This is a genomic window from Novosphingobium sp. P6W (assembly GCF_000876675.2).
GTDB lineage: Bacteria > Pseudomonadota > Alphaproteobacteria > Sphingomonadales > Sphingomonadaceae > Novosphingobium.
Genome location: NZ_CP030352.1, coordinates 1,530,083 through 1,549,950 on the forward strand (window position 1 = coordinate 1,530,083; position 19,868 = coordinate 1,549,950).

At 64.8% G+C, this 19,868-nt stretch carries 15 protein-coding genes; 12 read left to right on the forward strand and 3 right to left on the reverse strand.

Annotation, left to right across the window (positions count from 1 at the left end; translation table 11 throughout):
* Window positions 1–34: 34 nt before the first annotated feature.
* A complete protein-coding gene (locus tag TQ38_RS07425; protein ID WP_043975357.1) occupies window positions 35–514 on the reverse strand; it encodes a peroxiredoxin in 480 nt (159 codons plus the stop codon).
* A gap of 461 nt (window positions 515–975) precedes the next feature.
* On the opposite strand from TQ38_RS07425, the gene TQ38_RS07430 reads away from it, so the two are divergent.
* The 12 genes from TQ38_RS07430 (at window position 976) to trxA (ending at window position 18,342) form a co-directional block, all read left to right on the forward strand.
* Window positions 976–1,401 (forward strand): hypothetical protein, encoded by a 426-nt coding sequence (locus tag TQ38_RS07430; protein ID WP_052505695.1) that lies wholly within the window; start codon window positions 976–978, stop codon window positions 1,399–1,401.
* A 153-nt stretch (window positions 1,402–1,554) separates the two neighbouring features.
* Window positions 1,555–2,976, forward strand: coding sequence for an adenosylhomocysteinase (ahcY, locus tag TQ38_RS07435; protein ID WP_113941895.1), 1,422 nt, complete (start codon window positions 1,555–1,557; stop codon window positions 2,974–2,976).
* Between the two features lie 153 nt (window positions 2,977–3,129).
* Complete coding sequence (locus TQ38_RS07440) at window positions 3,130–3,402, forward strand: hypothetical protein (RefSeq protein ID WP_043975354.1); 273 nt, start codon at window positions 3,130–3,132, stop codon at window positions 3,400–3,402.
* A 330-nt stretch (window positions 3,403–3,732) separates the two neighbouring features.
* Window positions 3,733–4,793, forward strand: a protein-coding gene (locus TQ38_RS07445) for an IS630 family transposase (RefSeq protein ID WP_240197987.1) whose coding sequence is annotated in 2 segments (ribosomal slippage) — window positions 3,733–4,225 and window positions 4,225–4,793 — 1,062 coding nt in all. Because the reading frame shifts where the segments join, the coding sequence is not laid out codon by codon here.
* 59 nt (window positions 4,794–4,852) lie between these two features.
* A complete protein-coding gene (locus TQ38_RS07450) occupies window positions 4,853–6,400 on the forward strand; it encodes a PQQ-binding-like beta-propeller repeat protein (protein WP_162792218.1) in 1,548 nt (515 codons plus the stop codon).
* Window positions 6,401–6,880: 480 nt separating this feature from the next.
* Entirely contained in the window at window positions 6,881–9,238 is a 2,358-nt protein-coding gene (locus TQ38_RS07455; protein ID WP_043975351.1) for a PAS domain-containing sensor histidine kinase, read from the forward strand.
* Window positions 9,235–9,678, forward strand: a complete 444-nt coding sequence (gene tsaE, locus TQ38_RS07460) for a tRNA (adenosine(37)-N6)-threonylcarbamoyltransferase complex ATPase subunit type 1 TsaE (protein ID WP_043975350.1) — start codon at window positions 9,235–9,237, stop codon at window positions 9,676–9,678. The genes TQ38_RS07455 and tsaE overlap by 4 nt, the downstream gene beginning before the upstream one ends.
* The gene (locus TQ38_RS07465) at window positions 9,675–10,691 is read left to right on the forward strand and encodes an aminoglycoside phosphotransferase family protein (RefSeq protein ID WP_043975349.1); all 1,017 of its coding nucleotides are present in this window, start codon (window positions 9,675–9,677) and stop codon (window positions 10,689–10,691) included. Before tsaE ends, TQ38_RS07465 begins: the two co-directional genes overlap by 4 nt.
* Window positions 10,688–11,413 (forward strand): nucleotidyltransferase family protein, encoded by a 726-nt coding sequence (locus TQ38_RS07470; RefSeq protein ID WP_043975348.1) that lies wholly within the window; start codon window positions 10,688–10,690, stop codon window positions 11,411–11,413. Before TQ38_RS07465 ends, TQ38_RS07470 begins: the two co-directional genes overlap by 4 nt.
* On the forward strand, window positions 11,406–14,408 hold the full coding sequence (gene addB, locus TQ38_RS07475) for a double-strand break repair protein AddB (protein WP_043975347.1): 3,003 nt from the start codon (window positions 11,406–11,408) through the stop codon (window positions 14,406–14,408). The genes TQ38_RS07470 and addB overlap by 8 nt, the downstream gene beginning before the upstream one ends.
* On the forward strand, window positions 14,405–17,929 hold the full coding sequence (gene addA / locus TQ38_RS07480; RefSeq protein WP_043975346.1) for a double-strand break repair helicase AddA: 3,525 nt from the start codon (window positions 14,405–14,407) through the stop codon (window positions 17,927–17,929). The genes addB and addA overlap by 4 nt, the downstream gene beginning before the upstream one ends.
* A 92-nt stretch (window positions 17,930–18,021) precedes the next feature.
* The gene (gene trxA / locus TQ38_RS07485) at window positions 18,022–18,342 is read left to right on the forward strand and encodes a thioredoxin (RefSeq protein WP_043975345.1); all 321 of its coding nucleotides are present in this window, start codon (window positions 18,022–18,024) and stop codon (window positions 18,340–18,342) included.
* A gap of 95 nt (window positions 18,343–18,437) precedes the next feature.
* Here trxA and TQ38_RS07490 read toward each other — a convergent pair whose 3' ends face one another.
* Both TQ38_RS07490 and TQ38_RS07495 read right to left on the reverse strand, forming a co-directional pair.
* Complete coding sequence (locus TQ38_RS07490) at window positions 18,438–19,247, reverse strand: inositol monophosphatase family protein (protein ID WP_082057674.1); 810 nt, start codon at window positions 19,245–19,247, stop codon at window positions 18,438–18,440.
* Complete coding sequence (locus TQ38_RS07495) at window positions 19,244–19,867, reverse strand: glutathione S-transferase family protein (protein ID WP_043975343.1); 624 nt, start codon at window positions 19,865–19,867, stop codon at window positions 19,244–19,246. The genes TQ38_RS07490 and TQ38_RS07495 overlap by 4 nt, the downstream gene beginning before the upstream one ends.
* Window position 19,868: the final 1 nt, after the last annotated feature.

The window sequence follows — 19,868 nt, forward strand, 5'->3', positions numbered from 1 at the left end:
AGGCCGCCCTCTTGCGATCAACCGGTCCTGAGGATCAGAGCTGGCCGAGCATGTAGTCGGCCGAGGAAACCTCGAACGTGCCGGGAGCCTCGACGTTGATCTGCTCGACGACGCCGTCATTGACGACCATCGAGAAGCGCTGGCCGCGCGTGCCCATGCCGAAGCCGGAACCGTCCATCACCAGGTCCACGGCTTTGGCGAAGTCGGCATTGCCGTCGGCCAGCATGGTCACGTCGGACGAGCCCGAAGCCTTGCCCCATGCACCCATCACGAAAGCATCGTTGACGGCGGTGCAGGCGATCTCGTCGATGCCCTTGGCTTTGAGGTCTGCCGCCTTGTCGACGAAGCCCGGCAGGTGCTTGGCGGAGCAGGTCGGCGTGAAGGCGCCGGGGACCGAGAACAGCGCAACCTTGCGGCCTGCGAAGAAGTCCGCGCTCTGGACCGGCTCGGGACCACCTTCGCCGACCTTGATGAACTTGACGTCAGGCAGCTTGTCTCCAACGGCGATGGTCATGAATTCGTCCTTTCGTTCAGGGGGCAGTAGCGTCGCGGGAGATATAGGGCGGAGCGGCGCAGCGGCAACGGCTGGGAGATGGGAAATTTGCGCCGCAGGTTGACGGCCGACAATCTGTGCCTCGACTCGGGTGAAGCGTTTGGATGCGCGGTACGGGCGCAGAGGCGTGGACGGCGCGTTGTGTCCAGAACTCTGCTTTCCCGGGCGTTAGGAGCCGTGAATTTTCTTTTACCAATCGCAGGGCTGCGGTCACTACTGAGCGCTGGAAGGGGCCGCATGTGGCAAATTCGCCCCTAAAACGGCGTAACCCCGATGGTAAATTTCGATTCAGGATGACCTTTCAGAAATAGGTAAATGCAAACGTTGTCATCGTGTTCTTGCGGGTATTAACTTGCGGGGATAACGGCAAAATGTGCAATTTTGAACATAAAGGCAAAAATTGGTTTTCAGCGGCTGCGGCAATGGCTTGCAGCCTTGGCCTGGCAATGCCAGCCCATGCCGAGGCGGGGGACGCGCAGAAGCTGCGCCGGATGGACATCATGCTGATGGTCACCGGCCTGCGCTGCCGCACCACGGAAGACAATTTCATGGAAGACTACGGCCGCTTCACCAGCAGCCACATGACCGAACTCAACGAAGCAAACGGTGAATTGCGCGCTCAACTCGCCGTAGAGGCGGGCGAGGAGGGGGCAGTCAAGGCGCTCGACAAGATGAGTGTCGTCATGGCCAACGAATATGGCGCTGGGCACCCCTGGCTCTCGTGCCACGAACTCCACCAGGTGGCGCAGGGACTGGCCGCAGTACAGGGCCGCGAGACGCTGGTTGAAGTGGCCGGGCAGCTTCTCGAACGCCAGCCGCGTCCTTTGCTGGCACTGGCCGGCCGCTGAGAACGGCGCGTATTCAACGTGCGGCAATCATATAAAGATATCTTTATATTTGCCACCGGCGGGTGGAAACGATAGGGAAGCGTCATTGTCGGCGCTGCGCTCGGGGTTCGTCCCGTGTGCGGCGCCGACGTGACAAACCCCAGGAGCTTTCCCTTGGCCACTGCCTCGACCGCCATTCAAGACTACGTGATCGCCGACCTGTCGCTTGCCGACTTCGGGCGCACCGAAATCGACATCGCCGAAACCGAGATGCCGGGCCTGATGGCCCTGCGCGCCGAATTCGGCGACAGCAAGCCGCTCAAGGGCGCGCGCATCACCGGTTCGCTGCACATGACGATCCAGACCGCTGTGCTGATCGAGACGCTCGTCGCGCTCGGCGCCGACGTGCGCTGGGCCACCTGCAACATCTTTTCGACGCAGGATCACGCCGCCGCTGCCATCGCCGCTGCCGGCATTCCGGTCTACGCGATCAAGGGTGAGAGCCTGTCCGACTACTGGGACTACGTCGGCAAGATCTTCGACTGGGCGACCGACGAGAACCCCGACCTCACCGCCAACCTGATCCTCGACGATGGCGGCGACGCCACCATGTTCGCGCTCTGGGGCGCGCGCGTCGAAGCCGGCGAGACCCTGTTCGAGCCTTCGAACGCCGAGGAAATCGAGTTCGTGCGTGCGCTGAACGCCTTCCTCAAGGCGCGTCCGGGCTATCTGACCGCTTCGGTCAAGGCGATCATGGGCGTTTCGGAAGAGACCACCACCGGCGTCCACCGCCTTTACCACCTCGCCAAGGAAGGCAAGCTGCCGTTCCCCGCGATCAACGTGAACGACAGCGTCACCAAGTCGAAGTTCGACAACCTCTACGGTTGCCGTGAATCGCTGGTCGACGCGATCCGCCGCGCCACCGACGTGATGCTGGCCGGCAAGGTCGCCTGCGTCGCCGGCTTCGGCGATGTCGGCAAGGGTTCTGCCGCCAGCTTGCGCAACGGCGGCGCCCGCGTCCTCGTTACGGAAGTCGATCCGATCTGCGCACTGCAGGCGGCGATGGAAGGCTACGAGGTCGTCACCATGGAAGACGCCGTCACGCGCGCCGACATCTTCGTGACCGCCACCGGCAACGAAGCCGTCATCACCGGCGAGCACATGGCCGCGATGAAGGACAAGGCGATCGTGTCCAACATCGGCCACTTCGACAGCGAGATCCAGATTTCGGCGCTCGACAATTACGAGTGGAAGGAAGTGAAGCCGGGCACCGATCTCGTCACGTTCCCGGACGGCAAGCAGATCATCATCCTCGCCAAGGGCCGCTTGGTGAACCTGGGCTGCGCCACCGGCCACCCCAGCTTCGTGATGTCCGCCAGCTTCACCAACCAGACGCTGGCGCAGATCGAACTGTTCACCAAGAGCACCGAGTACGAAAACCGCGTCTACGTGCTGCCCAAGCACCTCGACGAAAAGGTTGCTGCGCTCCACCTCGAAAAGCTGGGCGTGAAGCTGACCGTGTTGTCCAAGAAGCAGGCCGACTACATCGGCGTGCCCGAGGCCGGCCCGTTCAAGCCGGACCACTACCGCTACTGATCGGTCTTCGATCCGACAGGCAGAGGGGCGCGTCCGCAAGGAGGCGCCCCTTTTTCGTGGGCCGGTAGAAGAAGTCGTTCCGGGGTTGACGGGCGCGCCTGCCTTGCCGAATGCCGCGTGCAGAACATAGCCGCCTACAGGAATGGAAGATCAATGACCGCATCAGTCCCCGCCCAGGATCTGCGTGACCACTTTGCCCATTGTATTCAGGTATTTGGCGGCGTTACCGCATCCTCGCGGCGCCTGGGTATCGACGAGCGGGCTCTGCGGCGTTTCGTCAATGGCGAGTTGCCCGTAAGCGCGCGGCTGCTAGGCGACACCGCGACCGCCTTGCGCGCCCTGATCGCCGAAGCGACGGCAGCGGCGGACCACATCACCGCAGCCATCGGAGACGGTACGGACGAACCGCATAGCAAGCCGGCTTGAACCGCAGCTGTGGTGCGGCCCCTGGGAGCAGGTGGATGGCTGCAAGAGGGCGGCTGCCGTACTTTCGCGTAAGAATTCGTTCACGCATTTACAGTGCAGACAGCGCTCGCTGCGTACAGTCTGACAATTAAGCTAACGTCTTGCGTGAGAATTATTTTTTTGCCAGACGTGATAACTGCATTGGGGGCAATGTCAGATTTTTAGGCCATGTGACGTTGCGCTAAGGCGGCGCTTGTCCCTTATACCAATGAGCGCTGGTGCTGACTCACGCTTGGGATTCCCAAGCTGCTAATTTTCTGATTCACCGGAGCAAGCACGAGGAGGCTTGCGATGGCGGCGGCGATTGGTGTTCGATCAGATTTCACTTCGGCGGATTTGCGCCGATTTTCGCGACGATGTGATGACCCCGGCCAGGTTCGGCGATTGCTGGCTCTGGCGCTGATCCTAGATGGCGGGAGCCGGAGTGATGCGGCCAGGATGGCCGGCGTGACGCTACAGATCGTGAGGGACTGGGTGCTGCGTTTCAATGAAGTCGGCGCCGAGGGGCTGGCCACGCGCAAGGCGCCCGGCCCAGCCTCGATCCTGAACGACGAACAGCGTGCGCGTCTGGCGCAGCAGGTTGAGGCTGGCCCGATCCCTGCGGCTCATGGTGTAGTGCGCTGGCGGCTTGTAGATCTGTCCCAGTGGATATGGGACGAGTTCGGGCTGTCGGTTACGCGCTTCACGCTGGGGCGGGAGTTGCGGGCGATGGGCTATCGCAAGCTCACCGCTCGGCCCCGCCATCATGGCCAGAAGGACGACGATATCGCCGATTTTAAAAAACATTCGCAGCCCGCCTGGCAAAAATCAGAAAGACCCTTCCCAGAGGCACACCGATAGAGCTGTGGTGGCAAGACGAGGCTCGGATCGGCCAGCAGACCAAGCTCACGCGCCGCTGGGCGCGGCGAGGAACCCGGCCATCTGCGCCCAAGGATCAACGCCGGGCCTCGGCCTGGATCTTCGGGGCGATCTGCCCATCTGAAGGCAAGGGGGCTGGCATCGTAATGCCCCGCTGCAACAGCGAGGCCATGAGCATGCATCTCGAGGAGATCGCCTTCCACGTCGCGCCGGGAGCGCATGCCGTTCTGCTCTTGGATCAAGCCGGATGGCATGGTTCGGCGGAACTCGTCGTGCCCGACAACATCACCCTCTTGCCACTTCCGCCCAGATGCCCCGAGTTAAACCCCGTCGAAAACGTCTGGCAGTTCATGCGCGACAACTGGCTGTCGAACCGAATCTTCTCATCCTATGACGACATCGTCGATCACTGCTGCTTCGCCTGGAACAAGCTTGTCGATCAGCCTTGGCGCATCATGTCTATCGGTCTGCGACAATGGGCTCATGGGTTCTAATCAATGCACGTTGGTATTATGTCCATTGGCGATCAATCGGGTCGCGCGGAGAATTGGGAATGGGCAAGGTTGTTTCGGTTTTTACTTGTATCATTTTAAGTAGCTGCGGCGGGGATTCCGATGATTCTACCCCCAATACTCCGGTTCCCGTCGTGCCGACGCTGGCGGTTACGCTCGCCCCGTCTGCTGCAAGCCAGGCTGCGACTGAAGTAGATTCCGTTACGTCGTTCACTGTTGATGCGACTTATGCCGGTAGTTCTACCGATTCTGTGGTGCCGGTCCTCACTTTCGACACATCGCTTCTTGCCCTTGACGGGAGCATCGTGCAGTCGGGAAACAAGTTCACCGCGAATTTCAAGACCGTCAGCGGCCTTCCGGCGGCAATTCACAAGACTACGATCGCATTAAAACTCTGCAAGGAGGCCGGGTGCGCTACGGTGTATCCCGGTTCGACCCAGAGCTTCGAATATACGCTTGACGTGAAGTTCTCCGATTGGACGACGCGTCAGCGCAATCCTTCGCATAACGGCTATGTCCATGCGATAATCGATCCTGCAAAGATCGCCAGAGCATGGCAATACGCGCCTTCAGCCACTCAGGCTTTCCGGGAAGTGGCGGCAAGAGCGGGAACGATCTATGCGACCAAGGTGGTTTCGGACGGGTCGAGCGTGGCCGTGGCGCTGGACGCATCTTCAGGCGCCGAACGCTGGCACTACAGCCTTGGCAATGTCTCCAATGCGAGCGGCCCTGCGCTTTCTGCGAGCGATGTAGTTTTTGCTACGATGTTCACATCATCGGGTCAAAATCCGCTGGTGATTCTCGATGCGGCGAATGGACAGTTCAAGCGTAACCTGATTTTCGCCTCTCAGTGGTCGACCTTTGCTCCGCCAACCCTCTATGATGACAACGCTTATCTCGCATCGGGGTATTACGGGAACGAGGTTTATGCCTTGGATTTGAAGGCATTCACCAAGACATGGCAGACGAGTGGATCGGGTGGCAGCACGTGGGATGGCGAGGCCCCGGCGGTTGATGCCAAGTATCTGTATTACTATTCGGGCAACCTGGATGTGATCGACAGGGTGACCGGCGTCATCGTCAAGTCGATCGACGACCCATTCTGGCAATGGAATGGGTATTCTTACGGCGGCACGCCGATGATCGGTTCGGAAAACCATGTCGTTGCCTATTCTGGCAATGGGCAGGGCACATATTCGATTTCTTTCCCCTTGGTCAGCTACGACATCGCCAAAGGAACTCATCGCTGGCGGACGGCAAGCGGGTACACCGTCATTCCGGCGGTTGGTAAAGGCATGGTCTATGCCGCGAGCAACCAGACGTCCGAATTCGATGCGATCGACGAGGAGACCGGCGGCGTGAAATGGGCGTGGCCCGTGCCGGCAGGCGAGAAGTTTATCGGCAATATCGTTTTGACCGACACGCTGGCGTTCATCAGCACCGACGCCGGAGTTTATGCGATCGACCTTACCAGCCATGCCGCGGTCTGGTCGGCAAGAACACCCGGCCTTCTGGCGATCACGCCTGATGCGCAATTGGTGGTAAGCTCTCCGACTTCCGGGCTGATCACGGCTTATTTGTTGCGCTAAGGGCGGTCCGGCCCCTTAGCCAAGTTGGAACGGGCGGGCATCCACCGCCTGTTCCAACCGGATGACATCGGGTGAATGTTCTGGGACGCAGTAAAATGGGCTTTGGATCACATAACCTCGTGTCAGCATTCGGCCTGCAACGCCTTACATATCTTATAGAGTGACCAGATAGGGTAGGTAAGCCGGCATTTGCCTCGCCCGAAATACAAAGGCACGAGGGTGTACCGAACCGAGCCGGGCTGCCTGCTTTCAGCCGGCCATTTGCAAGTGGCTGCGGACTAAGATAACCGCGTCCCGGCAAGGACGCTCTCCGTGTTGGCCCGACGTTAGTTTGCAGCTGCTTGATTACTTCAGGTGTAATCCCGCTTTCGCTGGTGGGCGATTTGGACGTCCATCGCGTGTCACTATGGCGCGCGTATCTACCGGAATCGCGCCATTCCCCATTGTCAGCACCGGCGGCGCGCAGCATAGCCTTGCGCAATGGAATTTTCCCGCTTCCTGCCCGTTCTGATCGGCTTGCTTCTCGGCGGCTGGACCATGGCTGCCGCTTGGGCCGTGCTTGCCGCCCGCGCCCGCCAGAACCGCGCCGAACACCAGCTTCGCTCCGCCCGCCGACTTGGCCGCATGGTCGAGGAGTCTCCGGCGCTGCCGCTGTTGGTGCGCACCGACGGCCGGATCGAGGCGAGCCCGCGCCTTGGTCAATGGCTGGGGCTGGACGGGGTGCCGCAATATCTCTCCGAACTCGATGGAAACGGAAAGGGCTTGCCCGCAGAGAAGCTGGCCGAACTGACCGAGGCGGTGCGCCGCTGCCAGAAGACCGCCGCCCCGTTCCGCATGGTGGCAACGCCCCATGGATCGAGCCGCAGCCTGGCCCTGCGCGGCCACCTTGCTGACCCGCAGGTGTCCCCCGGCGGCGCGGCGATGGTCTGGGTCTTCGACTTCAGCGACAGTGAGACCGAACTCACCCGCCTGCGTGATGAAGCGGCCCGCGCCCGCGGCGATTTCCACGCGCTCGTCTCGTTGATCGAGGCGGCGCCGATGCCGATGTGGTTCCGCCGGCCGGACGGTGAATTGCAACTGGTCAACCACGCCTATGTCGCTGCCGTAGGCGCCGATAGCGCCGATGCGGTGGTCGCCAAGGGTACCGAGCTGATCGAGGCGGTGGACGGCATCGCCCCCGGACACGTCGCCCGGCAGGCGATGGAAAAGGGCATTCCGATAGAGCGCATCGTTTCCACCACCATCGACGGCCAGCGCCGCGCCCTGCGCGTCAGCGACCTGCCGCTGGGAGAGGACGGCGTGGCGGGCTATGCGGTGGACATCGAAGACCTGGAGGAAATGTCGCGTTCCTTCCGCGCCTTCCGCGAGGCGCAGCGCGCGCTGCTCGACCAGCTTTCCGCCGGCGTCGCCCAGTTCGACGCGAGGCGCCGCCTGACCTTCGCCAACCAGCCATTCCAGCGCCTATTCAAGCTGGATGGCCGCATCCTGGTCGATCCGCCTGCGTTCGAGCGCCTGCTCGATGCCGCGCGCGATGCCGGCCGCGTGCCCGAGGCGCGCGACTTTCCGGCATGGCGGCGCGAGAAGGCGGCATGGTTCTCCGCCGGCAGTACGCAGGAGGAGCCGTGGGCGCTGGCGGACGGCACGCATTTGCGCATCGTCGCCCAGCCGGTCCCCGATGGCGGCCTGCTGCTGATCGTCGAGGATCGCACCGAACAGCTGCGACTTTCCGCCATGCGCGACACCTTGCTGCGCACCCGCACTGCAACGTTCGACAGCCTGTTCGAATCGATCGCGGTCTTCGCGCCCGATGGCCGGATGCAGATATGGAACCGCCGCTTTGCCGCCGACTGGGGGCTGGAGAACGAGTTTCTCGATACACACCCGCATATCGAAGCGCTGCTGCGCAAGATCGCCTCGCGCCTTAAACGCCCGGTCGAGGCGGAGACTGTCGGCAACGTCGTGCGCGCCGCCACGCTCGACCGCACACAGACCGGCGGGCGCATTGCGCTGGCGGACGGACGGATGCTGGAGTTTGCCGGGGTGCCGCTGCCCGATGGCAATGGCCTGCTGGCGGTGCTGGACATTACCGATTCGCAAAAGGCCGAGGACGCCCTGCGTGAAAGCAACGCCGCCCTGATAGAGGCCGATGCGATCAAGACCCGCTTCCTGGGCAACATGAGTAAGGAACTGCGCACGCCGCTGACCTCGATCGGCGGCTTTGCCGAGATGCTGGAAATCGGCCTCGGGGGCGATCTCAGTGATGCGGGCAAGGACTATGTCGGCTCGATCATCAGCGCTTCGGCGCAACTGGGCGAACATATCGACAGTCTGCTCGACCTTTCGCAGAGCGAAGCGGGCCTGCTCCCGCTCAAGCTGGAGGAAATCGACCCGATGCCCTTCGTTCGCGCCGTGGTGGAAGAACGGGCAGGGCGGCTCCAGAAGGCCGGGCTAACGCTGGACCTGCAGGCCAACGGCCTGATGCGGCCGCTGGTGGCCGACCGCCGCCGACTGGCGCGCGCCATCGGCCATATCGTCGACAATGCCATTGCCGCCTCGCCGCGCGGAGCCCGCGTGCTCGTCCATGTCTCGCGCCGCAAGTCGGCTGCGGGGGAGGACGTCGTGCGGATCGTGGTGCAGGACAAGGGCGCCGGGCTCGACAGCCGCAGCCTCGCTCGCGCGCTTGATGGCATGAAGGTGAGCGCCGACGGTAAAAGCGTGGACCGCCGGCAGGGCCTTGGCCTGCCGCTCGCCCGCCAGTTGGTGGAGGCCCACGGCGGTTCGCTGCGCCTCGCGTCCGAGCCGGGCAAGGGCACCAGCGCGATCATCGAACTGCCATGATCCTGCTACCAGATCTTGCCGCGATGGACCGCCTTGGCCGCGCGATTGCGCAGGAGCTGCGCGCCGGAGACGTCGTTGCGCTGACTGGCGGGCTTGGCGCGGGCAAGACCACGCTTGCCCGTTCGATCATCGCCGGACTTGGCCATGACGGCGAGGTGCCGTCGCCCAGTTTCTCCATCATCGAGCCTTACGATCCGCCCAGTGTGAGGCTACCGCTGGTCCACGCCGACTTCTACCGCCTGAAGCACCCGGACGAGGCGCAGGAGATCGGTCTCGACGATTACCGCAGCGGCGCCGCGCTCATCGCCGAGTGGCCTGATCACGCTGGCGGCTTCGCACATGAGCTGGGCTGCCTTTCAATCACGCTGGAAGTTGCGGAAGAGGGCAGGATCGCCATTGTCGAAGGTGGGCCAGATTGGCTAGGGCGGATGCCACGATGACGCAGAACACTGTCCCTTTGCCCGCCACGTCCCTGCCCGACGGCGTCGACGCTTTCCTAGCCGCCGCTGGTTGGGGGGCTGCCGAGGTGGAGCCATTGCCCGGCGACGCCTCGTTCCGGCGCTACTTCCGCGTGCGCAAGGCCAGCGGTGAAACCGCCATGCTGATGGATGCGCCGCCGCCCAACGAAGACCCGGAACCGTACCTGCGTGCGGCGCACTGGCTCGACGCCAACGGAATGCGCGCGCCGCACATCCTGGCAGAGAACGCAGTGCGCGGCCTCGTTCTGATCGAGGATTTCGGCGACGCACGCATGCGCGACTACCTCGACCAGTGGCCGGACGACGAGCCTGCGATCTACGGCGCAGCCGTCGATGCGCTGACTAAGCTGCACCAGCTGCCGCCGGGGCCTTTCCGCGACTATTCGATGAGCGAGTATCAGCGCGAGGTGCGGCTGTTCATCGATTGGTACTGTACCGCGCAGAACCTTTACGTCGATGTCGCCGGGTTCGTTTCCGCATGGGAGTCGGTCATGGGCGAACTGCTTAGCCGCCAGCGTCAGAACGGCGTTACTGTGCTGCGCGATTATCATGCAGAGAACATCATGCTGCTCGGCAGTCTGGAGAAGCAGGGCCTGCTTGATTTTCAGGACGCGCTGGTGGGGCACCCGGCATACGACCTCGTCTCGCTGCTTCAGGACGCCCGCCGCGATGTCTCGCCCGAACTCGAGGCGCAGATGTTCGATCATTACGTGCGCAAATCCGGCGCCGATGCCGACACGTTCCTGGCCGATTACGCGCGCCTTGGAGCGCAGCGTAACGTCAAGATCATCGGCATCTTCGTGCGCCTGTGGCGCCGCGACGGCAAGCCGCGCTACCTTGACCTGATCCCGCGCGTCTGGGCCATGCTTGAGCGCGACCTTGCGCATCCGGCGCTGGCGCCCATGGCGGCGTGGTTCGATGCGAACATCCCGGCCGCCTTGCGCGATGCCGACGGGGGCACTTTCGAGCGATGAGTGGAAAGCCGCTCGCCAGCGATACGGCGATGATCCTGGCCGCCGGGCTGGGCAAGCGCATGCGTCCGCTCACTGCCAGCCAGCCCAAGCCGCTGGTGCGCGTGGCGGGCAAGTCGTTGATCGACCATGCGCTGGACAAGGTTGGCAGTGCCGGGATCGCACATGCGGTGGTGAATGCCCACTACATGGCGGATGCGCTGGAAGGCCACCTCAAGGTCCGCAAGACCGCGCCGCAGGTCACCCTGTCTGATGAGCGCGAGCAGTTGCTGGAGACCGGCGGCGGCATGGTGCGCGCGGCCTCGCTGCTGCCCGATCCGTTCTTCTGCCTCAACAGCGATAATATCTGGCTCGATGGTCCCAGCGACGTCTTTGCCGAACTGTCGCAGGGATGGGATGCAGAGCGCATGGACGCGCTGGTGCTGGTGGTGCCACATACCCGCGCCTTCCATTACCGGGGCGAGGGCGATTTCCACCTCGATCCGAATGGCAAGGTCACCCGCCGCCGTCCGGGCCGGGTTGCGCCGTTCATCTATACCGGCATCCAGCTCGTATCGAAGCGTCTGCTGCGCGATGCGCCCGAAGGGCCATTCTCGACCAATGTGCTGTGGAGCCGCGCTATCGAGGAAGGCCGCCTCTACGGCGTTTCGCATATGGGACTGTGGTTCGAAGTGGGGGAACCCGCAGCGATCAAGCCCACCGAGGAATGGCTGACGCGTGCCTGAGAGGGCGCCCATCGGTAAAGGTGGCCCTAAAGTCTACTCGATTGCTGCACATCGCGGATTTGCCGATGCCTTGGTAGCGGGCCTCGTGCCGCGTTACACGCAAGGCGAACTCGGTCTCGCGCGGCTGACGCTGCTGCTGCCGAGCCGCCGCACGGTGCGCACGATGACCGAGGCGTTCGTGCGCCACTCCGGCACCGGCCTGCTGCTGCCGCGCATGGTGGTGGTGGGCGATCTCGATCTGGACGATACGCTTGGCCCTCTGCTCGATCCGCTGGGCGCTGCGGATATTCCGCCCGCTGCGGACCCGACCCGGCGCTGGCTGCGGCTGGCTCACTACTTGCGCGAAGTCGAAGGCGATGCGGCTGGAAAGGGCGCGGCATTGCTGCGCCGTGCCTGGGAAATCGGGCGCACGATGGACCGCCTTCTGGCCGAGGGCATCGCCCCGATCGACCTCCTGTCCGACCGCGTGATCGGCATCGTCGGCGAGATGGCTGGCCACTGGACCGACAATACCCGCACCTTCCTGATGGTGCAGCAGCACTGGATCGCCGAACTCGCCGCGCGCGGGGAAATCGACGCGCCGGAACGCCGCAACCGCCTGTTCGATCACGCCGCAGCGCGCTGGGCGCAAAGCCCGCCTGCGTGGCCCGTGGTGGCAGCGGGCGTGACGGGCGCATCGCCTGCCCTCGCGAAATTGCTGCGGGTAGTGAGTGAGATGGAGCAGGGCAGCGTCGTCCTGCCCGACCTCGACCTGTCACTCGATGCGGAGGTTTGGGACGAACTTGGCACTGCGGGCAATCCGGCTCAGTATGACGACCCGCCGTTCGGCCGCGGCGATGCGGTTACGCACCCGCAGTACCATCTGAAACTGCTGCTGAACCGCATGGATCTGCGGCGCGACGAAGTGCAGGCCTGGCACCGTTCCGGCCCCGCCGCCGCGCCGCCCGAGCGCCGCCGCGTGATCTCCAATCTGTTCCTGCCGCCGCGCGCATCTGCGGCGTGGGTAGATCTTCCTGCCGAACATCGGCGCCTTTCCGGCGTGCGGCTGATGGAAAGCACTCACCCCGGCGAGGAAGCGCAGGCCATCGCGGTGCTGATGCGCGAGGCACTAGAAACGCCCGAGCGCCGTGTCGCCCTGATCTCGCCCGACCGGGGCCTTGCCGCGCGCGTCGTGGCGCATCTGGAACGCTGGGGCATCGCGGCCGACGACACCGCCGGCCGGCCCCTGCCGCAGACCGCCGCCGGACGGCTCATGTTGCTGCTGGCGGAAGTGGTGGCCGAGCAGGCCGCGCCGGTCCCGTTGATCGCGCTCCTGGTCCATCCACTGGCGGGCGCAGGCGAACGCCGCCCGCGTTGGCTGGAAAGTGCGCGGCGGCTGGACCTTGCTTTGCGGGGGCCGCGCCCCGGTGTCGGCCTCGCGCCGGTTGCCGCCAAAGCGCAGGCGGCCAAGCTGGGCGACTGGTGGGCCGAGGTGGAGACGCTGCTGACCCCGCTGTTCGCGCTGACCGATGCCGAGCCGCTGGAAAAGCTGCTCGGCATGCTGGCCGATGCTGCGGAGGCACTGTGCGGCGAAACGGTGTGGAGCGGGGCGGATGGCCGCGCATTGGGCGCTTTCGTCGAAGAACTGCGCGATGCCGCTGGGGCTGCGGGAACGCTGCTCGACCCGCGCGAACTTCACGCTGTGCTGCGCGATGCGATGGACCGCGCCTCGGTGCGTCCACCTTGGGGCGGGCACCCGCGCGTCTCGATCTACGGCCTGCTCGAAGCGCGCATGAGCCGCGCCGATCTCGTCATTTGCGGCGGGCTTGTCGAAGGTGTCTGGCCGGCCAGCCCGGCGCAGGATTCGCTGCTGCCGCCGGCCGTGCTGCGCTCCCTTGGAGTGCCGGGCGCGGACTTTCGCATTGGCCTTGCCGCGCACGATCTGGCCGCAGCATTGGGCGCGCCCGAAGTGGTGTTGAGCTGGGCGCAGCGGGACGAGGGCGGCCCGGTGATCCCCTCGCGCTTCGTGCTACGGGTGCGTGCGATGCTGGGCGACCAGCTGGGGCGCCACCTTGAGAGCGACGCGCTGCGGCTGGCGCGTCTGATCGACGATGCTGCATCGGTGCCCCCGCATCCGCGTCCGGAGCCCAGCCCTTCGGCAGAGCAGCGGCGCGTCGATCTTTCGGTGACCGGACTGGACCGCCTGCGCGGCGATCCCTATCAGTTCTACGCCAGCGCGATCCTGGCCCTGCGCACTCTTGATGGTCTTGATGCTGAGCCGAGCGCGGCCTGGAAGGGCGAAGTTGCGCACCTCATCATGGAACTGTGGCACCGCGCGGGTGAGCCTGAAGGCGGCCTGCACGCCATCGCGCAGGATGTACTGACGCAGCAGAACGCACATCCGCTGATGCGGGTGCTGTGGTGGCCGCGCTTGTCCGCCGCACTGGAGACGTTCGAGCGCAAGATCATCGCGGCCAAGGCTGCCGGGCGCGAAGTGCTTGCGGTGGAGGCATGGGGCGACATGCAGCACCGCGATATCCGCATACATGGCCGAGCCGACCGTCTGGACCGGGCCGAGGACGGCTCTCTTGCCGTGGTGGACTATAAGACCGGGCAGCCGCCGACCGGGCGGCGCGTGGAGGAAGGCTTTGCGCTGCAGCTCGGCCTTGTCGCGCTGATCGCCGAGGCTGGCGGGTTCGAGGGCGTTTCGGGCAAGGCGAATGCCTTTGAATACTGGTCGATGGCGAAGGCCAAGGACGGCAGCATGGGCTATGAATTCGAACCCGTGCTGGAGGGTCGCAAGAAGTCGGGCATCCCGCGTGAGGACTTCCTGCCGGAGACGATGCGCTATCTCGACGATGCGCTGGACAGGTGGATTTTGGGCGATGAAGCCTTCATCGCGCGGCTCAACCCGGAATTGGGCAGCTATGCCGATTACGACCAGTTGATGCGCCTTGACGAGTGGATCACGACGCTGGGCGGCAGCACGGCGCAAGGCGGGGAGAACGCAGCATGAGCGGCCCGGCAACCGTCCATCCGCTACATGGCAACCAGATGCTGGCGGTCGACCCGCAGGAAACGGTGTGGCTTTCCGCCTCGGCGGGAACGGGCAAAACGCAGGTTTTGTCCTCGCGCGTGCTGCGGCTTTTGCTGCAACCCAACGTCGAGCCTTCGCAGGTCCTGTGCCTCACTTTCACCAAGGCGGGCGCGACCGAAATGGCTGCGCGCATCAACGGCACTTTGGCCGAATGGGTACGGCTGGACGACACCGCGCTGGGGATGCGGCTGGCTGCTATCGGGGCGACCGCCAGCGCAGAAAGCAAGGCGCGGGCGCGCACGCTTTTCGCCTCGGTGCTGGACAGTCCGGGCGGGGGGCTGCGGATCGACACGATCCATGCCTTCTCGCAGTGGCTGCTGGCGACGTTCCCGCAGGAAGCCGATCTCATTCCCGGCAGCCGCCCGATGGAGGAGCGCGAGCGCGAACTGCTGGCCCGGCAGGTGCTGGCGGATCTGCTGGTGAATGCGCAGGACGATCCGCTGGGCGACCCGGCGTTGCTGCGCGCGGTGGAAGGGCTTTCTCTGCGGCATGGGCCTGACGCCGTGCTCGGTTTCCTGCTGCGCTGTGCCTCTGCGCGTTCGGCATGGTTCGGACCGGGCGGCTGGCAGGCGGGCGACATGCGCGCCAATGTGCTGCGGCTGGTCGGCCTGTCGCCCGAGGCGGACCGTGACTGGCTTGCCGGGCAATGCGCCGATGCTGAATTCGACGCCATATCGCTGCGCCGCTGCATGGAGGTAAACCACGAATGGGGCACCAAGACCGGACTGGGCGCGGTCGATACGATCAGCGAATGGCTGCTGGGCGACGGCGCGCAGCGACTGGCCGGGCTGGACGCGCTGACCGGCGTGTTCCTGACGCAGAAAGGTGAGCCCAAGGCGAGCAAGTCTCAGGAAAAGATCGACCCTGCCTACGGTGAATATTGCGCCCGCGTGGTCGAGCGTATCGAGGCGATCCGCAGAGCGCGGGGTCTGCTTGACCTTGCCGACCGGCTAGTCCCGGCGCTGCGCCTGGGCCGGGCTTTCGCGATCGCCTGGGACGAGGCGAAGCAGCGCGAGGGGCTGATCGATTTTGACGATCAGATCCGCCGCGCCGCCGACCTTCTGGGCAACCGGGGGCAGGCAGACTGGATCCGCTACAAGCTGGACCGGCGCTTCGACCATATCCTCGTCGACGAGGCGCAGGATACCAATGCTGCGCAGTGGGACATCATCTTCGCCATGGCGGGCGAGTTCTGGGCCGGGCTTGGCCAGCATGAGGGGCGCGGGGATGGCCGTCCCGGCGAACTGATGCGGACGCTGTTCGTTGTGGGCGATTACAAGCAGGCGATCTTCCGCTTTCAGGGCACCAGCCCCGAAAACTTTCGCCGCGCCGCAGACCGCGTGCGGCGTGAGATGGGCGAAGCAGCGCACAACGCGCAGATGCTGCGCAGCAATTTTTCGCCGCGCAATCTGCTGGAACTCGGGCTGGACCGTTCCTTCCGTACCGCCCAGACGGTGCTGGATTTCGTAGACGAAGCGATCGTCGGCATCGGTCACGCAAACTTTGGGCTGGATGCCCCGCCCGGACGGCACGAAGGGCAGGACCGCAAGGGCTACGTCGCGCTGTGGCGGCCGGTCAGCGATGCCTCGGATGGCGAGGACGAGGGCGCCGGCGAGGAAGATGGTGAGGACGGGACCGCGCCGAACTGGCTGTCGCGCCCCGACCGTCAGATGGCCGAGCGCATCGCGCTTCAGCTCCGGGAATGGCTCGATCCGCACGGTCCCGGCCTGACGCTGGTCAAGGGTACGCCGCGCCGCGCTGGGGCGGGCGATATCATGGTTCTGGTGCGCCAGCGCAAGGAACTGGCGGGGCTGATCGTGGCGCGGCTTCATGCGGCTGGGGTGCCGGTTGCGGGCGTCGACCGCCTGCGCCTGGGGGCGCCGCTTGCGGTCAAGGATCTGGTTGCGGCGCTGCGTTTCGCAGTGCAGCCGCTCGACGATCTCAACCTTGCCGGGTTGCTGGTCTCGCCGCTGGTGGGGTGGAGTCAGGAGCAGCTTCTGGCCCATGCCTATCGCCCGAAGTATACGGCTTTGTGGGAGCATTTGCGCCGCTCGCGCGAGCCTGAAGTGGCTGCGGTCATGGCACAGCTGGTCGATCTGCTCGGGCGCGCCGATTTCAATCCGCCGCAGGATTTGCTGCACTGGCTGCTGGTCGGCCCGTGGCAGGGGCGGCGGCGGCTGGTCGCGCGGCTGGGCACCGAGGCGAACGATCCGATCGACGAATTGCTCAATGCCGCGAAGGCCTATGTCGTCACTGATACGCCCAGCCTTGCGGGCTTTCTTGCGTGGTTCGATGCCGGTGACGGCGAACTGAAGCGCGAGGCGGACAATGCCGCGGGTCTGGTGCGGGTGATGACGGTGCATGGCTCAAAGGGCCTGCAGGCGCCGATCGTGATCCTGGCCGATGCCACCAGCAATCCAGACAACGCGCGCGAACGCGGCATGGACTTGCCTGATCCGGCTAACGAGGCGCGCGCGATCCCCTTGCCGCCGCTCTCCAAGGATGAGAAGCAGGGCCGCATCGCCGCGCATATCGAGGATGCCCGTAGCGCTGATGAGCAAGAGCACTGGCGGCTTCTCTACGTCGCGATGACGCGCGCCGAGGAAGCGCTGTTCGTGGGCGGCGCATTGGGGCCGAAGGACCGCGAGGGGCCTAGCTCGAAAAGCTGGTATGCGCGTCTGCGCGATGTGTTTCCTGACGGGGCCGAGGTTGCCGATCCGATATGGGGGGCGCGCTGCGAGCATGGCGGGCTGGCGGCGCCGGTTGCGGTGAAGGCGGCTGCGGCGCAGCTCGACTTACGCGATCCGCTGCCGGTCTGGCTGGAGCGTGGCCCCCCCGCTGAACCGCGCCCGCCGCGCCCGCTGGCCCCTTCCGCGCTGGGCGAGGAAGACGCGCCCGATCCGCCGTTTCCGCCGGGAGCGGGGCGCGATGCCGCCCGGCGCGGTACGCTGGTGCACAAACTGCTCGAACGTTTGCCCGAAGTGGCGCCTGATGCGCGCGAAAGTGCCGGTTCAGCCTGGTTGGCGCGCCACGCGGCGGACCTTGGCGGCGAGGACCGCGCGGGCATGCTGGCCAGCGCGATGGCCGTGCTGGGCAATCCTGAGTGGGCGGACCTGTTCGCGCCTGACAGCCTTGCTGAAGTGCCGGTGGCGGCGGTCGTGGGCGGGCAGGTGGTTGCCGGTACGATCGACCGTCTTGTGATCGAGCCGACGCGCATCCGCCTTGTCGACTACAAAAGCGCGCGCCGTCCTCCCGAAAGTCTGGACAAGGTGCCGAAAGGGGTGCTGCGCCAGATGGGCGCCTATGCCGCCGCGCTGGAAGCGACATTTCCGGGGCGCGACGTCGAGGTGGCACTGCTCTACACCGCCGTGCCGCTGCTGATCGAGGTTCCGGCCGAGGTTCTGGCCTTGCACAAGCCGGACTTGACCGTTCGGGAGTAAAGCTTTCATGCGCGCGGCGTTGCGTCCTCGCGTTTCATCCCTAGATTGCGCATCAACCTATTCCCCCCGACCTATTTCCCAGGAGCTATTCGATGTCCACCATTGCCGTTACCGACGCCAGCTTCGAGGACGACGTCCTCAAGTCCGACAAGCCCGTCCTCGTGGATTTCTGGGCCGACTGGTGCGGTCCGTGCAAGATGATCGGCCCGGCTCTCGAAGAAATCGGCGAGGAACTGGCCGACAAGGTGATCATCGCCAAGATGGACATCATGGCCAACACCGGCGTTCCGGCGCAGATCGGCGTCAAGTCGATCCCGCTGCTGGTGCTGTTCAAGGACGGTCAGCCGGTTGCGCAGAAGCTGGGCGCAGCGCCCAAGAACGCGCTCAAGGGCTGGCTCGAAGCCGAGCTTTGATCGGCTGAGTTTCCAAGGATTTGAAAACCCCGTCGCAGCGATGCGGCGGAGTTTTTCTTTGGTTTGAACGCCCTCATCCGCAGAGAGGGTAGGCGTCAGCCGATTTTAGCGACGATCTTTGCGAAGTCGTCCCACAGCGCCGGGCTGGAGGCGCCGATGAGATCGCGGCGCTCGTATTCGTCGGCGCGGTAGGCGCTGCCGTCGGGACGGGCGGCCTTGCCGCCGGCCTCGTTCAGCAGCAGCACGCCCGCCGCGTGGTCCCACGGCAGAGTGCGGTTGAACACCGATATGTCGTTGGTGCCCAGCAGCAGGCGCGGGTACTGTTCGGCGGCGCAGCGCGGGATGTCGACAAGGCGGTAATGCGGGGCGATGTGGGTGAGCACTTTCTCCCGCGCGCCTTCATCAAGGAAGATCGTCGAGATGGCCGCTACCGGCGGCGTTTCGCCGGTGGTGCGGGCAGTGATCCGCTCTCCGCCGATCCAGGCGCCGGTGCCAAGGCCGGCATGGCAGAACCGGCCGCTGAGGCAGTCGAGAATCCAGCCGCCGAGGATTTCGCCCCGGTCAGCCAGCGCCACGATCACGCCGAAAGGCGGCTTGCCGGCGGCGAAGTTATTGGTGCCATCCACCGGATCGACGATCCAGCACAGGCCGTCCTTCAGGCGCTCCATCACCGAGGCGTCCTCGAACACGGCTTCTTCGCCGACTACCGCTGCTTCTGGCAGCAGGGCGGAAAGGCGCTCGGTCAGCAGGGCTTCGGCTTCGCGGTCGGCAATGGTGACGACGTCGTCCGCCGCCTTGTTGTCGATCTCGCTGGCGGCAAGCGACTGGTAGTGCGGCAGGATCGCACGCTCGCTGGCCTCGCGCATGATGGCTTCCACGGCGGCGTGGAGGGGGGGCATTATCACGTCAGCGGGATCATCACTTGGGCGGCGAAGCCGGGGCGCTTGCACAGCCGCGTGTACCAGTCGGCCACGGCGGCGAACTCGGGCTTTTCGAAAGGCAGGCTGAACCAGGTGTAGGCGTAGACGCCCATGGGGATGTCGCCGATGCCGAAGGTGTCACCCGACAGCCATGGTTTTTCCGAAAGGTACTTGTCCAGCACCGTCATCTGGCGGGCGCAGGTTGCCACATTACGGGCGATGGCTTCCTGGTCCCAGTCTTCGCGCGGGGTGCGGGCATGGCTGAGGAACGGCACGCGCTGCGCCTCGGCATAAGTGAATTGCCAATCCATCCAGCGGTCGGCCAGTGCGCGGTCGATGGGATCGCGCGGGAACCAGCGCTCGCCGCCGTATTCGGCTGCCATGTAGCGCAGGATCGCGTTCGATTCCCACAGCACCACCTTGCCGTCCTCGATCATTGGGATCAGGCCATTGGGGTTCTTGGCGAGATAGTCGTCGGTATAGCCGAATTGGCCGCCGATATCGTTACGCACGTAGTTGAGGCCCAGTTCCTCGGCGAACCAGGCGATCTTCTTGACGTTGTGGGAGTTCAGTCGCCCCCAGAGCGTGAATATGGGAGAGGCCATG

Coding starts and splice junctions, on each gene's coding strand:
- TQ38_RS07465 (WP_043975349.1), top strand. CDS start 9,675: ATGACGCAGAACACTGTCCCTTTGCCCGCCACGTCCCTGCCCGACGGC.
- TQ38_RS07455 (WP_043975351.1), top strand. CDS start 6,881: ATGGAATTTTCCCGCTTCCTGCCCGTTCTGATCGGCTTGCTTCTCGGC.
- TQ38_RS07430 (WP_052505695.1), top strand. CDS start 976: ATGGCTTGCAGCCTTGGCCTGGCAATGCCAGCCCATGCCGAGGCGGGG.
- addA (WP_043975346.1), top strand. CDS start 14,405: ATGAGCGGCCCGGCAACCGTCCATCCGCTACATGGCAACCAGATGCTG.
- TQ38_RS07425 (WP_043975357.1), bottom strand. CDS start 514: ATGACCATCGCCGTTGGAGACAAGCTGCCTGACGTCAAGTTCATCAAG.
- tsaE (WP_043975350.1), top strand. CDS start 9,235: ATGATCCTGCTACCAGATCTTGCCGCGATGGACCGCCTTGGCCGCGCG.
- TQ38_RS07470 (WP_043975348.1), top strand. CDS start 10,688: ATGAGTGGAAAGCCGCTCGCCAGCGATACGGCGATGATCCTGGCCGCC.
- TQ38_RS07450 (WP_162792218.1), top strand. CDS start 4,853: ATGGGCAAGGTTGTTTCGGTTTTTACTTGTATCATTTTAAGTAGCTGC.
- TQ38_RS07440 (WP_043975354.1), top strand. CDS start 3,130: ATGACCGCATCAGTCCCCGCCCAGGATCTGCGTGACCACTTTGCCCAT.
- TQ38_RS07495 (WP_043975343.1), bottom strand. CDS start 19,867: ATGGCCTCTCCCATATTCACGCTCTGGGGGCGACTGAACTCCCACAAC.
- trxA (WP_043975345.1), top strand. CDS start 18,022: ATGTCCACCATTGCCGTTACCGACGCCAGCTTCGAGGACGACGTCCTC.